The sequence below is a fragment of the Paraburkholderia aromaticivorans genome (genome assembly GCF_012689525.1).
Classification (GTDB): Bacteria; Pseudomonadota; Gammaproteobacteria; order Burkholderiales; family Burkholderiaceae; genus Paraburkholderia; species Paraburkholderia aromaticivorans_A.
The window spans coordinates 600455-614970 of the sequence record NZ_CP051514.1 but is presented as its reverse complement, the minus strand read 5'-3'; the positions used below and the strand labels follow the sequence as shown (position 1 = coordinate 614970).

Here is a 14516-nt window from a genome sequence, read left to right as displayed (position 1 = left end):
TGACGCCGCTGGGTGCGATGAGTTGGTCTCAAGCTTGGACCAGAGCAAAACTTCGTTTCCGCCGCACGGCGCTCTCAGGCGGATGTGTCGCCATGTCATGTCTCCCAGCTGCGGCGACAACTGATCTGGCCTCGCATGCGAGGTACGGCGCCAGCAGCGATACAAGGAACAGGCCACATAGCGGATATACCGGCCGACCTGTCGTCACGGGAGGTTCGACGGCAACTCTCCGATCTGACGAAAAATACCTAGCCAGTCTTCCAGGTGCCATGTTTTGGCAATTTGTCCCTCGCGGAATTCGTGAAACGAGTGAATCGCAAAATTGACAGGTTTCGACGTGGCTGTGATCCCCATGAGTGGGGCCGACTGCGTCCCTGTCACGATCGCACGCACGGCCACCTTGTCTCCGCGAACCAGGACATCCAGAATCCGGATGTCCATGTCAGGTAGTGAATACGACAGATCCGCGAACACCGGGATCATTGAGTCGGGACCCGACACCGGTCCGGGAGAAGGCGGGATGTACTGCCAGTCCGGCGTTACAACAGTCCGAAACAGGGATATATCTTTACTCGACATGGCACGGTAAAAAACAGCTAAAGTCGCGCGCGCGACATCGTCCGTCACCTCATCCGCTCTGGTCATAATAACGTCTCCAGTGTCGAGGCCGGCGCATACGAGAGCCTGAGCGACACGAAGTCGTTGGCGTCGGCACCGAGACCGAGACCGAGACCGTGCATCAGGATCACGGCGAACCTACGGCTCGGTGCACTTTCAATTTCAATGATGGACGGTTGCTCGCTCATGTATTGCGACTACTCGGTTTCAGGAAAGGTTCAGAGGATCGGGATGAGTACAAGCAGGATACCGCCAAGCGAGACATGCCACACCAGTCATCTCGATTGTCATCGTGTCCAGTCGTCAAAGTCGGGCGCGAGGATGGCTTGTTGAGTCGTGAATCGTCATGCGGCGTCATCATGACATCAAAGGTGCGTCACGAGTTCAGCATTCCGGCTCCCAAACACAGTCCTTACAGTCCGACCGCGCCTCGCTCTACGTCGCAGCGTCCTCAAGTCTCAGCCAGGCCTTCGGCCTGTGGCCGCTGTCACTGATGAGCAACCCATTCCCAATGTTAGGGCTCGCCCCCTCTTTAGCCGTCTTGCGCTGCGTGAGCCGCAGCTCCAGCTCGCCTGCGGATACAGTGCGCGGAATGGGGACGAAGGTCGGTACGGTGCCGTACCGGGCCCGGCGAGCACTGGCGACCGGTTCGCCACGTTTCGGGCGGCGCGGCTATAGCGGGTTTAGCTATGCCGACGTCGCCGACGCAATCAACATTCGTAAGGCGAGCATTCATCACCACTTCCCGTCTAAAACTGATCTCGTGATCGCAGTGGTGAACGAGTGGCGGGCGGCGTTTGACGCCGACATGGCCTCACTTCAGGCGAGCGGTGCCGACGCTCTTGCGCAATTGCGTGCCTACATCGGCCATTGGGAACGCTGCATTGCGGACGATGCGCTCCGTTCTGTGTAGCCGGCATGCTCGGCGCCGAACTCCCCTCGCTGCCCGAGGAAGCAGCGAAAGAGGTGAAAGCGTTTTTCGATAACCTCACGGCGTGGCTTGAGCAGGTGCTCGAGTCAGGGGCGAAAAACGACCTCGTCAGACTGGATTCGTCGGTTCAAACCGAGGCCGCAACGCTCGTGTCGCTGATCTACGGTGCCATGCTGGCTGCGCGGGCTTATGGCACCGTCGCGCTATTCAAGGACGTCACTGACGGTGCAATTGAAAGACTCGTGAAACCGCGCAAACGAACCCGATCCGCCTGAAGTACACGGGTGCCACGCACATACTGGCGTGTGTTCCACATCGCCTGGTTGGGAGCGCTTGACGACATCAACGAAGGTCGATGAACCGACGTTCGTTCTGGTCAGTCGAACGGCTGTTTAGTGGGTGGGTGGGGCCGACGTCGGAACGTCTGCAAATCGCGACCAGCGAATGTCGCCTCCTGAGCCGCGAGGCGCCGCACGTCCCCGCTCTTACTCCAACCGAACGGCTGGCCACGCAGCGACACGTGTCGCACGGGCGGGAAGATGGTAACGGGGCAGGGCCGTCAGCGTACTCTAAACGGCGTTAAACCTGGCTAACCGAGCCGTGTGAAAAGGGGTATCGTGAAGAAATTATCGAACGCTAGGCTCATCCGCGCCGCGCCTGAGCGTGTAACGTCTCCCTAGTCAGGCGGTCTTGCCATGATCCTGTATCACACCGAGCCCGATTCCCCTGTCATCGAAATTTCCGTCGAAGGCAAAATCACCGACCACGATCTGCGCGAAACCATTGAGCGCATGCGTGGTGATCTCAAACTGAACGGCAAGACCCGCGTGCTCGAACGCATCGAGCATTTCACCGGCATCGAGCCGAAGGCGCTGTGGACCGATATAACGCTCGGCGTTTCCGTGGCACGCAAGGTCACGCGCGCCGCCGTGGTGGCCGATGCGGGCTGGATCCGTGCCTCGATGCATCTGGCGCGGTTCTTTACGAAGGCCGAAGTCAAGACGTTCCACGTCAACGAGCTGGAGCAGGCGCGCGTCTGGATCAACACCTGAGCGCCGCCTGGCGAATTTCGTAGCAGTCCGGCTGCACGTCGGAGCGCGATTGACCTGCGCAATCAAGATGCCATTGGCATTCGCGCTCTTGCTTGCACTGGCGGCAAAGGGGGCGTTAGCGCCTGTTCGATTTTTCCGAGACCGGTCATTCAAAATGGCCAAATACTGAAAGGCTCGACTGACCGGACTGGCCGACAAGCAACGCTCCAACATTGCGAATTGAATGTCTGGTTCCCGAGTGGAGCCGACGCCTGAATGTCTGAGCGAAGTTACCCGCGAATGACGCTTCATGGCCGGCCTCTGCCTGACGGCGATCGGCCGCACGCGGCCGATGCTGTTTGCAAGGACTTCCCCCGAAAGTCAAGATCGGGGTGAGATTGGTTGGCGCCGGCAAATGCGCAGCGCCAATGTTGCTGGTGGTCCAGTTGGTTGGGCGGTCATATCACTTCTCCGTTGTCAGCTAAGGCTCGCGCTTCGAAGCAATACCAGGAACAGACTGCGTCTTTGCAAACGGCCTTGATGCCCGAAACGTATCGGGCGGGCCACGATATGAGCCGCACAGGAGAACCCTATTTGAAAACCGGCGAGCAGGCGCGCGGTGATACGCCGCGTGCGATGATGATTCGCCAACAGCATCGTCGGCTTCTTCTCCCGTTCGGTCCGACCTCGTCTTGCTATCGCGTCGAACAGTAGTTGAGTTTTGGGCTAACCGGGTCATGCTGTAGCGGATGGTAACGGCGGATGCATGGGATGGCGTTGCCACGCGTTGGCGTCGTAATGTTCGTCCTTCGCGAGCATCGCCCACAGCATCCTCAGGGCATGCTTGTTTGCAATCGCAATCAGCGTCTTGTGATAGCCCTTGCGTTCGTGGAGCTGCCTGATCCACCGTTGTAGCCGGCTTGCGTGCGTGGGGTCGGCACGCAGCGCCGACTGCAACGTACTTCGGGCGCCCTGAACGAGCAGCATGCGCAGATAGACGTTGCCGCGCAGACTGATATGTCCAATCCGCGTCCTGCCGCCTGAGCTGTGCTGTCGCGGCGTCAGGCCCAGCCAGGCGCCGAACTGTCTGCCGTTCCTGAAGACCTTCGCATCGGGCACCGTGGCGGCCAGCGCACTCGATGTTACCGGACCGACGCCGAGCAGTTCGCCGGCGCGTTTGGCGACGTCGCTGTTTCTGGCGTGAGTGGCGATCTGCTGGTCGCAGCGAGCAAGCCTCAGGTTCAGCGCGACCAGTTGTTCGCGCACCTCGAGCAACATGGCACGCACCGGGTCAGGCAGTCTGGCGTCTTCGATCAGTATGGGCAACGCGCCAAGCAAGCGGTCTGCCGAACGCGCAATCACCACCCCAAATTCGGCCAGCAGTCCGCGCGTGCGGTTCAGCAGCGCAGTCCGTTCCTCCTCTGCCAGCCCTGACGGACGCTGTGCCAGGCGAGAATGGCCTGCTGGTCGACAGACTTGATCGCTACAAAGCGCATGGTTGGCTGCCGTGCGGCAACAGCGATTGCTTCAGCATCAGCTGCATCGTTCTTGCCGCCGGGCTGAACGGCTTGACGAACTCGGCGGGAATAAGCCGGGCGATGTGACCGCGGGCGGCAAACCAGCGACCCCAGTGGTGAGAGGAACCGCAGGCTTCCATTGCAACGCGACAGGGAGACAACTGTTCGGCCCATCGCATGAACGCCTCGCGTCGCAGCACGCGCCGCTGCAACACGGCACCGGTTGCATCAAGCACGCAGACCGCGAAGATGTCCTTTGCCAGGTCGATGCCGACGGTAGTAAGCTGATCCATGACTTTCCCCTCCTGTTCCGATTGATGGATGGCACCTCAATCATGGCACTTGATGCCTGCGACTTCAGCGTCGCACCGGGACGGGGAAGTCCCTCACATTTGAAAAAGTCGGCGGAGGTCAATGTCGTGAGGTTTTCAAGGGTCGTTCAACCCTTAACCGAGTCCTGCGAGCGGCTTGTAGGCCGATCTGAGAGGTCGATCTTCTTACCGGCGGTGGGAAGACTGCGTGTCGTGACTTTTTCAACAGCATCGGCCCTCAGCCGCCATTCGCCGCTTGAACCAATCTCTGGCCGAAGCAAGGCTTTGAGCGGACGCTCGTCGTTATATAACGCTGACCGTTCGTTACTTCCTAGCACTCGTCGAGTCTTCTACCGACCGCAGCGCTGCGTTGGCCGTGACCAGCAACCCCGCATCGTGATCGCGCAGCGCTGCATCGATTAAGTCGAAAGCCTTCTTCAGTTCCTTCTGACCTGTCTTCGTCGCACTGCCGCTTTCCGAGATCGCTTCGGCTTCCTTTTTCAGTCGCTTGACGAGCTTCGCGGCACACCGGCTATCGAGCGTCCCTTCGTGGACGAACTCTCTGATCTGTATGGTCAGTGCTGCTAGGGTCGCTTCGGATGTTTCATTCGAGTCGCCGGTATCGTCAGAAGTGGATTTCTTGCCCATCAGATTTCTCCCAATTGAGCCCCTGGCACAGGCTAGGCTTGAGGTGGTCGCTGCTATAAGTACGGACAGAATACGAGCCTGACACGGTACGCGGATAGGCGTCACGACATTACCGGCTGCCCGCGAATGCGTGCCTCACGAAAGCGTCCAAGGAATAACTGGTACGCACAGGGTGCAATACTAGGCTCGCACGCGCGATACCGAGGTGTCTGTACGGTAGCGGTCCGGCGCGCAGTGGAGAGCTATGCCGGATCGAGTCTGTACCTGAATGTCCGGTACTTGGGGCGAAGCTGACGTTGGAACGTCCCTGTGAAAGCGTTGGCCAACGTCCGTAGATGGCCGCGTGCTGCCTCATGCATAAGGCATCGTCTCCCGTGGCGCGCATTGCGGCGACCGGCAGCACGCGACCGATGTTGTTGAAAAAGTCGCCGTTGGTCTCTCTTGCGAAGTTTTCAGGGGTCTTCATACCCTTGACCGATGGTCGCGAGCGGCTTGCAGGGCGATCTGAGAGGTCGATTTTTGCGCGAGCGAACGGAAAAAATCACGAAGCGACTTTTTCAACAACATCGACCCAATGCTGCCGATCAGCGCATCGGCGCGAGCGTGCGAGCTTCGGCCATTTACGGCCGCTCGTGGCAGAAGCCAGCGTCGGCGGGCGTTCGCTATCGCGGGTGGTCGGCGTCGGACCGGAGTCGGCGGCGCCGCATGACGGTATAGCGGTAATGTCGCGAATGATGCGGGGAGGAACGCATGTCGTGGCGTTCATGGCTGTCGCCATAGGGTTGCGCCGAAAGGGTCAAGCTCCCTCTTCAGGGATTTCTCCGACCAAACAGGTGGCCAGCTGGTGGGTAGCCTAGTAGTGGTCGCGATCATGTTCGTGCTCCTCATGGTAGCCGCCACTACCATGGTGGTAGTCGTCGCCACCGCCGCCAACGGGAACAAGGATGCACGCGCTCAGGCCGGTAATCAGCGACTGGGCGATCAGCATCCATATCAGTGCTCGCTTCTTCATGTCTACTCCTTCAATTCCTTCTGCCAGGCAGCGCAAGAGCCAATGCGTCGGCTCAGCTCCTTCACGAGGCGCAACCGAAGGTCTGCGATGCCAGTCAATGCATGACTGCAGGCGGGTAGTGCGTCAGTGCTCGCTGCAGAAGATGGCCGTGAGCAGGAGGGGGACGACTTGCCGAACGACAGCGTCGCTGCCAGCCTCGCGTGCGCGGGCTTCTACTGTCTCGGCGGGGCCAAGGACTACGGCGCCATATGCTGACGGCGTAATGGGCTGGCCACTTCCCTGTTTGAATATCGTGTCGTCGCGCTCATACCCGAGAACGGCGTAGACACGGAACCCGAAAGCCGTCAGGTTGCTGTCGTGCGTTGGTCGAAATGCGTTGACCGAGTTCACTTCGACACGCATCGGATTCGGATCGATATATTGAGCGTTCAATAGCGGGGTGATGAACGCGTGCGCGTTCGATTTGCAGTCGAGTTGCGCATCGAGCGCGTAGGCGCAGCACATCACTGGAATGAGCACCGCGCCTATGGCAGTGAACACGGTTAGCGTGTTGAGAGCGACCTTGGTCATGATGGGGGGCATCCGGTTCTATCCTGCGCCAGCGTCTCATGTTCGCCGGGGGATGTCTGTACGGTGGCGGCCGATGACCTGCAGTCCAGCCCCTGCCGCAACCACTGAGGCGCTGCCGCGAGTCAATCATGTGGCCTGTTGCCGGAAACAGGCCGGTGAGCGGGTCGCCGGAAAATAGGTGTCGGAAACGGGGGCAGCTTCGGTGATCCATCGCTGCAGGCAGTCGGGACGCCGATGCGGGCCTGTCCATCCCCGTGATTGGCTCGATGCGGTTGTTTTTACTGATCTGAACGTCACCGTACAGACTTACCATATTGTTCGTGGGACCGTGCTATTTCAACCTGCACGTACCAGTGATCTTCGGGTCGCTCTCGCGTGGCAGGCATTGGCGCACCGCCGGGTATTGGCGCATCGCGACCCGAAGGGCGCGATATGGGGATCAACATGTCAGTTCATCCAGAGTCTTTCCGGTGGTCCGTTGGCACGCCCGACACGGAGCACGCAGATGTGGCAGATGACATGATGGAACGCCCGCCCCGGCAGGCCGCCATCGCTTTTTCCAGCAATTCTTCATCGGCCGGCCATCGTTTCGACGCACTACGACGCAAGGACGAAATTCTTGCCATGGTGGCGCACGAGCTTCGTGGACCGTTGACGCCGATGCAACTCGCCATCCATCTCATTCGCAGGGCGTCGGCGGATCGCCCGGAGGTGTTACGGTCGCTCGACATGCTCGACCGGCAGATCACACAGATTATCCGGCTTGCCGAGGACTTGATGGATGCAACGCGGATCGACCGTGGCGCACTCCGTGTGAGCAAGGTCCCCTTCGACGTCGTCGAGGTTCTGGCCGCCCCCTCACCGCAGCCGCACTGGCAGCAGCCGAACGCGGCCAGACTCTCACCGTGCAGATTGCCGACAGGGCACTACGCATTGAAGGCGATCCAGCCCGTCTCGCACAGGCCGTCGACAACCTCCTGCATAACGCAGTGAAATACACGCCGGAGAAGGGTTGCATCGCCGTGAACGTGCTCGCAGACGGGAAGGACCTTGTGGTGTCCGTCAAGGACAATGGCCTGGGCATATCGGGCGCGCTCCTGCCACATATCTTTGAGCTCTTCGCTCAATCCAGCAGAACGATTGCGGCGAGTGCCGGCGGTTTGGGGGTGGGTCTTGCCGTCGTGAAAGCGGTCGCCGAATCGCATGGCGGAAGGGTGTCGGCGACCAGTGCCGGCCCCGGTACGGGCAGCGAATTCACGCTACGGCTGCCGGTCGTGCTGGAACGGCGCATGGCTGGTGAGCCGGCGTGACGGCAGGCAATTCAGCCACACATTTCACTCCGCTTCTGAGCCAGTCAGCCACCGAACGATACATTCCTGGCAGTTGACAGACCTGTCAGCGCCGCCCCGTTGAACCATGGCCGATGGCCGTCGCAGCGCGCGGCAACGTGCCACCGTGCGCACGCGAACTATAATGTAATCGGGCTTTAATGAAGATCGGTGTCCTCGCCGATTCTTCTTGCGCTTTCATGCAACTGCCGTCGATCCCCGATAGTGTTAAGAACAATTCTGCGAAAACAGTGCAGTTTCTGGACAGGATGGCGCGGCTTTGTCACGTTATTGCGGCGGTCGCGTAGAATTCTTGAGATGAAAAATTCCAGATCGCTCTATCACGGGCATCGCTTTCCTGCGGTGGTCATCAGCTGGGCCGTTCGGTGGTACTTTCGGTTTCAGCTGAGTTTGCGTGATATTGAAGAGTTGCTGTTCGAGCGCGGCATCGAGGTGAGTTATGAAACCGTGCGCCGCTGGTGCGATAAATTCGGTTCCGGGTTTGCACATCGGGTAAAGGCTGTCCGGCGAAAACCGGGCAGTACATGGCATCTCGATGAGTTGTTCGTGACGTTGCGCGGTGAACCTTATGTGCTGTAGCGAGCGGTCGACGAGCACGGCGCCGAACTCGATATCCTGCTGCAGAAGCGGCGCGACACGGCCGCAGCCGAACGATTCTTCAAACGCGTACTTCGTTCGTGCCCGGTGCCGCGCAAAATCGTCACCGATCAGCTGCGCAGCTATCCGGCCGCGAAGTCCAGGATCCCCGCGCTGGCAAATGTCAAACACGTGTTCGTCAAGGCTGCCGCCCGCGTGAACAATCGGGCCGAGAATAGCCATCAACCTACGCGCGAACGCGAGCGGCGCTTGCGCGGGTTTCGCTACCCAAAGCGTACCCAGGCGTTTCTCTCGAGCTTCGGACCGATCCGGCAGCACTTCGCGCTCAAGCGGCATTTGCTGCGCGCTTCTCTTTACCGCAAACAGCTCACTCAGCGCTTCGACTCGTGGCATCGTTTGACCGAGCTCACCCAAAATCCGTCAACCGTCTGAGCAAACACGCATCCCCCATCTGTTTGCGTCATCGCCCAGTCAACGTGACAAAGCCGTGCATAGGACCCGCGTACCGCTGGCATTGCCATGTCATCCTGATCGACCTCTCGATGCCGCAATGCAACGGCTTCCTGGCGGCCCGCGCGCTGCGGCGTCCTTTATCAAATATACACGAGGCGATCCCGGCGGTTGCGCGGTTGGGCCTGCCGGGGACGGACTGGCGAGCGAGCAGGGGCAGGCTGAGCCAGGTCACAGGACCAGCTTCAGCCGGCCGCCCTTCCTGCGATCGCACGTAATATGCAACGCTGTACCTGACCCGGAGCGAAACATGGCAGATGTGGAACAGTTCAAGGACGACCTGGAAAACAGCGCGGATGGCCTCGTGGGGGAAGCCGGGCTGACTTCATGGAAGCCCTGGCGGAGGCCGTGTACGCGCGCGTCGCAGGTGACCAACTGGACAGCATCATTTCAGCGTACCTGACGTTGCAGGAGGTGCTGGATGAGAACGTGGACAACCTACACGACGAGGCCGACGAGGCGATTTAAGACGCGACCAGCGAGTTCCATGAGACGGTCGGCAAGATCCTGGGGTTGTAGTCGATGAGACGTCGTGTCTCACGCAGTCCGATGGCCGGCCGCTTATGACAAAAGTCGGCCGTAACCGCGCCGAGCGGTTTGCGCTCTTGGCGGTCCGATACCTGCCGGCGCTTACCAGCGCCAAGGGTCGCCGCATTCGTCGTCGCCATCGTCGACTGCTTTCGCCTCCCGTAAGCGCTCACCGTCAGGGTGTTCGAAAGTGGCGGCGAGATCCGGCCGGCCGACATGCCGTGTGACGCTCGTCAGCCGTCAACGAACTGTGCCGAGGACGCCGCGCGCCGACTGCCCTGGCCCGATGCGCTCCGGCAGGTAGCGCTCAACGGCTCTGCGAACCGGCATGCCGACGTACCAGGTGCGCAGCAAGCGCGCCATGGCGGCTTCATCCCATCAGTATGAGCTTGCCAAGGCGCTCTATGACCCGGACAGCCCCATTGCAGGCGGTGGTGCCGAAGTTCAAGGCGCAACGCAAGCAGTACTTCGAAGGCATGATGGCGAAGGGGTTGGAAAAAGATGAAATCAAGCGGCGACGTGCCACCGCCCTCGAAACTCAACTTCAGCCAAATGCGCAAACTCCTTGAAATATCGGGCTATCCTAATTGTTTTGCATGAGGATCTGCCAAGAGGATAGTGCCCTCGCGACCGGGTCACCTCGACTGAGCGAGGGCGGCGGCGACCGCGTCGTCGACGCTGTAAAGGACGTGCGACGGCGTGAGACCGGGCATGCCGGCCACGATGAGCAGCGCCAGCACGGGCTCCTTCAGACGGGCGAAGAGCAACCTCTTGCCGCGCGCCACTGCAAAGCGCTGGAATTCCAGCAACGCCTCCACACTGGTGCTGTCCAGATCGGGGGACTCTTCAAGGCTGAGAACAATCGATTGCGTGCTATCGCTCGCGTTGACGACACACGCTCTCACATGCTGCAGCATGACTTCGACGTTGCCAAAAAAGAGCGGCGCTTCCGGGCGCAGGACAATCACGCCCGGAACTGGTCGCGCATCCGGATGCGCCGTGAGGACAAGGAAATCGTGTCCATCGCCGAGGCGTCCGAGCGTGCTCACGTTCGGCACAGAGAGCCCGCGCAACAGCATCAGCAGGCTGAGCCCGATCGCCGCGAGCAACCCGTAGAGCACGCCTAGCACCAGCACCGCAAGCAGGGCGGCGGCGACGATGAACCGGTCGCGATGCAACCGAACATACGGCCTGAACACTGACGGGTTCAACGCATGGCTAAGCGCATGGCAAACGACGGCCGCAAGCACCGCCGTGGGCGTGAGGGCCACCCATGACAGTAAGGTGAGCACGATCACGACCACCACCACGGCGGCGACCCAACCTGCGCAGCGCGAATGTGCACCAGCCGCTTCGTTCGTGGCACTTGCGGAATAGCCGGCGCCTACCGGCAGGCCATGAAATAGCCCTGACAGCAGATTCGCAGCCCCGAGTGCGAGCAACTCGCGGTTGGGCTCGGTCAAGTCTCCGTGCTTGAGCGCAAACGTGCGGACCGAGCTATACGATTCGGCGTACAGGATCAGCGCCAGCGCGAAGGCGAATTCGCCAAGCTGGGTCCATTGGCGGTGATCAAGGCTCGGCAGGGAAGGCGTTTCGCCCGACAGGTCGATTGCGCCGACCACCGACACCCCGTGCGCGTGAAGGCCGAGCCAGCGACTGGCGACGATGCCTAGCGCGATCACGACGAACGCGCCCGGCACTTGGCGTGAGCGACCGAACGCGAATAGAAGGACCAGCGCGACGAGCCCGGTCACTAACTGCCAGACGTTCCAGTGCGGGTAGCTATGGGCAAGCTCGATCAAGAGGCCGGCAAAATCGCTGTGCTTGAGACTCACGCCGAGGACACTGGGTATCTGTCTTACTATGATGATAATTGCGAGTCCGAACGCATAACCGCGCAGCACCGGTTTGGCGATGAACTCCGAAGCGCCGCCCAAGCGCGCGACCGAGGCGCCGACGAAGATCAACCCGGTAATCAATACCAGCCCGGCGGCTAGCAGCATGCGCATGGGCAGGTTGCCGCCGGCCATTCCCACCACCACGGCTGCAAGGACGGCCGCCGACGAGGACGTGGCCGACACGATCGCAAAGCGGCTGTCGCCCAGCAGGCCGTAGGCGACGAGACCCGCGAGTAGCGCGACAACGCCCGTCTGCGGCGGTAGGTTCGCGATGGTTGAATACGCCATCGACTCAGGAATGAGCAGGCCAGCGACAGACAGCCCGGCGCGTAGGTCAGGCAAGTAATGGGCAGGGCGAACGCGCACGGACGCCTTGCGCGGACGCTTTTTCATGCCTTTCTGGTCGCCTTGCGTTGACTATGCCGAATAACGGCATCACGCGGGTTCGAAGGAACACGTGAGGTACCATTGCCTTTCCCTAGCGTACCCTTGATTACTAGGATGAGTCGGAACAGCGTTGCGCTGCAATTGGAAGTTTCCCCGACGCTTTGTGCGCGCGACAGGGTCCCCCGCATGCGGCATGCCGTTGTCCCTCGCGACCCCATATTCAACAAGTTGACAAGCCAAACGTTGTGGATGGCCCCGTCACGTTGTTGGTGTTGCGTAAGATGCTGCGTTGAAGAAAACGAAACGCTCCGGAAAGGAACCTCCGTCGCAGGATGGCTTTCCATTGATCTTGCGGTCTGCGTTTAGCGCAGACGCTCGCCTTTCAACGGGCTCACCATGTCATTACTCGACGGTAAGTACGGCCTGCGCGCCCTATTCCTACTCCCTGTCTGGCTCAGGCATTCATCGTCGCCGGCTGCAGCGCCGTCGAGCGCCAGTAGCGATATGCTCGCCGAATTCGCTCGCGTCTCGCCCGAAGAAGTGCTACAGCGGCTGCGTAGCGTGGCGGCGGGCCTCGCGGCCGACGAAGTGGCGCAACGGCTGCGCACAGCGGGCCGCAATCAGGTCGCGCATGAAGTGCGTCACACAATCGCTGGTGAACTCGCCAGCCGGTCGCTCAATCCCCTGAACCTTCTGCTGTTGTCGCTGGCAGTAGCATCATCTCTGCTCGGCGATCCACGCGCGGCGATCATGATTTCGCTGATGGTGCTCCTTAGCGTCTCGCTTGGTTTTCTTCAGGAGCATCGTTCGAACAAGGCAGCCGACGCGCTGCGCCGAATGGTGCATACAACGGCAACCGTGCGCCGACCTGACACGGGCGATGGACCCGATCACGTGGACGTCCCGATCGATCAGCTCGCGCCGGGCGATGTCGTCCTGCTTTCGGCCGGCGACATCCCCCGGCGTCAGACTAGTTGTCGTGTCTTCTCTTTCTTATAGACTTGGTCCGGGGGCGGTAAAATCAGGGTGAATGAAAGCCTACTCAGCAGAAAGAAAGGAAGCGCTGGTGCGTCGCATGATGCCGCCGGAAAACGCGGCGGTCTCGGCGCTTGCCAGAGAAACGGGGATTACGGAACAGACGTTGTACACGTGGCGCCGAAAGGCCAAAGGACAAGGAATCGCAGTGCCGGGCGATGGGAAGAATCCCGAAGGATGGTCTTCGGAAGACAAGTTTGCAGTAGTGCTGGAAACCGCCCCGCTCAACGCAGCGGAGCTGGCCGAGTATTGCCGGCGCAAAGGTCTTTATCCCGAACAGATCGCGGCGTGGCGGGCTGCTTGCCAGGCGGCCAACGCGAATGCCACCGAGCAGGCACGCGAGCAGCGCCATCAGTCGAAAGACGACAAGCAGCGCATCCGGCAGCTCGAGAAGGAACTGCAGCGCAAGGAGAAGGCGCTGGCAGAAGCGGCTGCACTGCTGATTCTGAGAAAAAAAGTCCAGGCGATCTGGGGAGACAAAGAGGACGATTAATCAACGTCCTGGATCGCCTGCTATGTATATCGTTGATTCGCGAGGCAGCGCAGTCGGGCTGCCGGTTGGAGAAGGCTTGCGAGGAGCTGGGCGTGAGTGTGCGCACATTCCAGCGCTGGGTGCGTGAGGGCGACGCGGTGCGCGCTGATGGCCGCACGACGACCGAGCGAGCGCCGCCGTCCAATCGACTGAGTGAGGCCGAACGGCAGCAGATTCTGCAGGTCGCCAATAGTGCGGAGTTTGCCAGCCTGCCGCCCAGTCAGATCGTGCCGAGCCTCGCCGACCGCGGCGTATATCTCGCGTCGGAGTCGAGCTTTTACCGCGTGCTGCGCAGCGCTTCGCAGCAGCATCACCGCGGCCGTGCGCGCAAGCCCTCGGCCCGCGTGGTGACCAGCCATTGTGCCACTGGTTCGAACCAGGTCTGGTCGTGGGACATCACGTGGATGCCGGCGGCGGTCAAGGGCCAGTATTACTACTGGTACATGATGCTGGACGTGTTCAGCCGCAAGATAGTCGGTCACGAAGTGCATGAGGCGGAATCGGCGGAACTGGCCGCGTTGCTGATGCGGCGTGCCAGTCTGGCGGAGGGCCTGGCAGGGCGCCCCCTGGTGCTGCACTCGGATAACGGCAGCGCAATGAAGGGCGCGACGATGCTCGCCACCCTGGAAAACCTGGGGGTCGTCGCCTCTTTCAGTCGGCCGCGTGTGAGTAACGATAACCCGTTCGCGGAGTCGCTGTTCCGCACCTGCAAGTACCGGCCAGACTATCCGCGCAGACCGTTCGGCAGCATTGATGAAGCGCGGGCCTGGACGCAGCAGTTCGTGCGTTGGTACAACCATGAGCACAAACACAGCGGCCTGAAATTCGTCACGCCGGCGCAGCGCCACAACGGCGTAGCCGCCGCAGTGCTCGCGCAACGTGAAGCCGTTTATGCAGAAGCCAGGGAGCGCAACCCACGGCGTTGGTCCCGATCGACGCGTGATTGGAAATTGAATGATGAAGTCTGGCTCAATCCGGAGCGCACGCAGCAGGTAGAACTAAAGCAGTTTGCATGAAGTGACACGACAACTACGTTGACAAC

14 protein-coding genes and 3 pseudogenes are annotated in these 14516 nt (G+C 60.7%); 10 read left to right on the top strand and 7 right to left on the bottom strand.

Features of this window, described 5'->3' with window-relative positions; translation table 11 throughout:
• Positions 1 to 204: 204 nt before the first annotated feature.
• Together HF916_RS02815 and HF916_RS02810 are read right to left on the bottom strand one after the other, a co-directional pair.
• Positions 205 to 645 (bottom strand): ester cyclase, encoded by a 441-nt coding sequence (locus tag HF916_RS02815; RefSeq protein WP_168787731.1) that lies wholly within the window; start codon positions 643 to 645, stop codon positions 205 to 207.
• 20 nt (positions 646 to 665) lie between these two features.
• Positions 666 to 806: pseudogene (locus HF916_RS02810) on the bottom strand (carboxylesterase); the annotation flags it as partial.
• Between the two features lie 404 nt (positions 807 to 1210).
• On the opposite strand from HF916_RS02810, the gene HF916_RS50240 reads away from it, so the two are divergent.
• The 3 genes from HF916_RS50240 to HF916_RS02800 all read left to right on the top strand — a co-directional run bounded on the left by HF916_RS50240 (position 1211) and on the right by HF916_RS02800 (position 2601).
• The gene (locus HF916_RS50240; RefSeq protein WP_240975322.1) at positions 1211 to 1531 is read left to right on the top strand and encodes a TetR/AcrR family transcriptional regulator; all 321 of its coding nucleotides are present in this window, start codon (positions 1211 to 1213) and stop codon (positions 1529 to 1531) included.
• 5 nt (positions 1532 to 1536) lie between these two features.
• The gene (locus HF916_RS50235) at positions 1537 to 1824 is read left to right on the top strand and encodes a hypothetical protein (RefSeq protein ID WP_240975321.1); all 288 of its coding nucleotides are present in this window, start codon (positions 1537 to 1539) and stop codon (positions 1822 to 1824) included.
• Between the two features lie 420 nt (positions 1825 to 2244).
• Positions 2245 to 2601 (top strand): STAS/SEC14 domain-containing protein, encoded by a 357-nt coding sequence (locus tag HF916_RS02800; RefSeq protein WP_168787730.1) that lies wholly within the window; start codon positions 2245 to 2247, stop codon positions 2599 to 2601.
• A 714-nt stretch (positions 2602 to 3315) separates the two neighbouring features.
• Here the strand turns inward: HF916_RS02800 and HF916_RS02795 are convergent.
• From HF916_RS02795 to HF916_RS02780, 4 genes and pseudogenes are all read right to left on the bottom strand, one after another.
• A pseudogene (locus tag HF916_RS02795) lies at positions 3316 to 4390 on the bottom strand (IS110 family transposase).
• 342 nt (positions 4391 to 4732) lie between these two features.
• Entirely contained in the window at positions 4733 to 5056 is a 324-nt protein-coding gene (locus tag HF916_RS02790; RefSeq protein ID WP_168787729.1) for a hypothetical protein, read from the bottom strand.
• Between the two features lie 853 nt (positions 5057 to 5909).
• Complete coding sequence (locus HF916_RS02785) at positions 5910 to 6068, bottom strand: hypothetical protein (RefSeq protein WP_168787315.1); 159 nt, start codon at positions 6066 to 6068, stop codon at positions 5910 to 5912.
• A gap of 123 nt (positions 6069 to 6191) precedes the next feature.
• The gene (locus HF916_RS02780; RefSeq protein ID WP_168787728.1) at positions 6192 to 6638 is read right to left on the bottom strand and encodes a hypothetical protein; all 447 of its coding nucleotides are present in this window, start codon (positions 6636 to 6638) and stop codon (positions 6192 to 6194) included.
• Between the two features lie 507 nt (positions 6639 to 7145).
• Between HF916_RS02780 and HF916_RS02775 the strand changes: the two genes are divergently transcribed.
• The 5 genes and pseudogenes from HF916_RS02775 (at position 7146) to HF916_RS02755 (ending at position 10191) form a co-directional block, all read left to right on the top strand.
• Entirely contained in the window at positions 7146 to 7631 is a 486-nt protein-coding gene (locus HF916_RS02775) for a sensor histidine kinase (RefSeq protein WP_240975320.1), read from the top strand.
• Complete coding sequence (locus HF916_RS02770; protein ID WP_240975319.1) at positions 7628 to 7948, top strand: sensor histidine kinase; 321 nt, start codon at positions 7628 to 7630, stop codon at positions 7946 to 7948. Before HF916_RS02775 ends, HF916_RS02770 begins: the two co-directional genes overlap by 4 nt.
• 336 nt (positions 7949 to 8284) lie before the next feature.
• A pseudogene (locus HF916_RS02765) lies at positions 8285 to 9016 on the top strand (IS6 family transposase).
• Between the two features lie 405 nt (positions 9017 to 9421).
• Complete coding sequence (locus tag HF916_RS50230; RefSeq protein WP_168787725.1) at positions 9422 to 9562, top strand: hypothetical protein; 141 nt, start codon at positions 9422 to 9424, stop codon at positions 9560 to 9562.
• Positions 9563 to 10026: 464 nt separating this feature from the next.
• Positions 10027 to 10191 (top strand): hypothetical protein, encoded by a 165-nt coding sequence (locus tag HF916_RS02755; protein WP_168787724.1) that lies wholly within the window; start codon positions 10027 to 10029, stop codon positions 10189 to 10191.
• 66 nt (positions 10192 to 10257) lie between these two features.
• Here HF916_RS02755 and HF916_RS02750 read toward each other — a convergent pair whose 3' ends face one another.
• Complete coding sequence (locus HF916_RS02750) at positions 10258 to 11913, bottom strand: SulP family inorganic anion transporter (protein ID WP_168787723.1); 1656 nt, start codon at positions 11911 to 11913, stop codon at positions 10258 to 10260.
• A gap of 390 nt (positions 11914 to 12303) precedes the next feature.
• Here HF916_RS02750 and HF916_RS02745 point away from each other — a divergent pair, with 390 nt between their 5' ends.
• Both HF916_RS02745 and HF916_RS02740 read left to right on the top strand, forming a co-directional pair.
• Entirely contained in the window at positions 12304 to 12906 is a 603-nt protein-coding gene (locus HF916_RS02745; protein ID WP_168787722.1) for a cation-transporting P-type ATPase, read from the top strand.
• Between the two features lie 31 nt (positions 12907 to 12937).
• Positions 12938 to 14490 (top strand): IS3 family transposase gene (locus HF916_RS02740; protein ID WP_240975235.1). Its coding sequence is split into 2 segments (ribosomal slippage): positions 12938 to 13400 and positions 13400 to 14490, totalling 1554 coding nucleotides; the frame shifts between segments, so codons are not numbered across the junction.
• Positions 14491 to 14516 lie beyond the last annotated feature (26 nt).

Coding starts and splice junctions, on each gene's coding strand:
- HF916_RS02815 (WP_168787731.1), bottom strand. CDS start 645: ATGACCAGAGCGGATGAGGTGACGGACGATGTCGCGCGCGCGACTTTA.
- HF916_RS50240 (WP_240975322.1), top strand. CDS start 1,211: ATGGGGACGAAGGTCGGTACGGTGCCGTACCGGGCCCGGCGAGCACTG.
- HF916_RS50235 (WP_240975321.1), top strand. CDS start 1,537: ATGCTCGGCGCCGAACTCCCCTCGCTGCCCGAGGAAGCAGCGAAAGAG.
- HF916_RS02800 (WP_168787730.1), top strand. CDS start 2,245: ATGATCCTGTATCACACCGAGCCCGATTCCCCTGTCATCGAAATTTCC.
- HF916_RS02790 (WP_168787729.1), bottom strand. CDS start 5,056: ATGGGCAAGAAATCCACTTCTGACGATACCGGCGACTCGAATGAAACA.
- HF916_RS02785 (WP_168787315.1), bottom strand. CDS start 6,068: ATGAAGAAGCGAGCACTGATATGGATGCTGATCGCCCAGTCGCTGATT.
- HF916_RS02780 (WP_168787728.1), bottom strand. CDS start 6,638: ATGACCAAGGTCGCTCTCAACACGCTAACCGTGTTCACTGCCATAGGC.
- HF916_RS50230 (WP_168787725.1), top strand. CDS start 9,422: ATGGAAGCCCTGGCGGAGGCCGTGTACGCGCGCGTCGCAGGTGACCAA.
- HF916_RS02755 (WP_168787724.1), top strand. CDS start 10,027: ATGACCCGGACAGCCCCATTGCAGGCGGTGGTGCCGAAGTTCAAGGCG.
- HF916_RS02750 (WP_168787723.1), bottom strand. CDS start 11,913: ATGAAAAAGCGTCCGCGCAAGGCGTCCGTGCGCGTTCGCCCTGCCCAT.
- HF916_RS02745 (WP_168787722.1), top strand. CDS start 12,304: ATGTCATTACTCGACGGTAAGTACGGCCTGCGCGCCCTATTCCTACTC.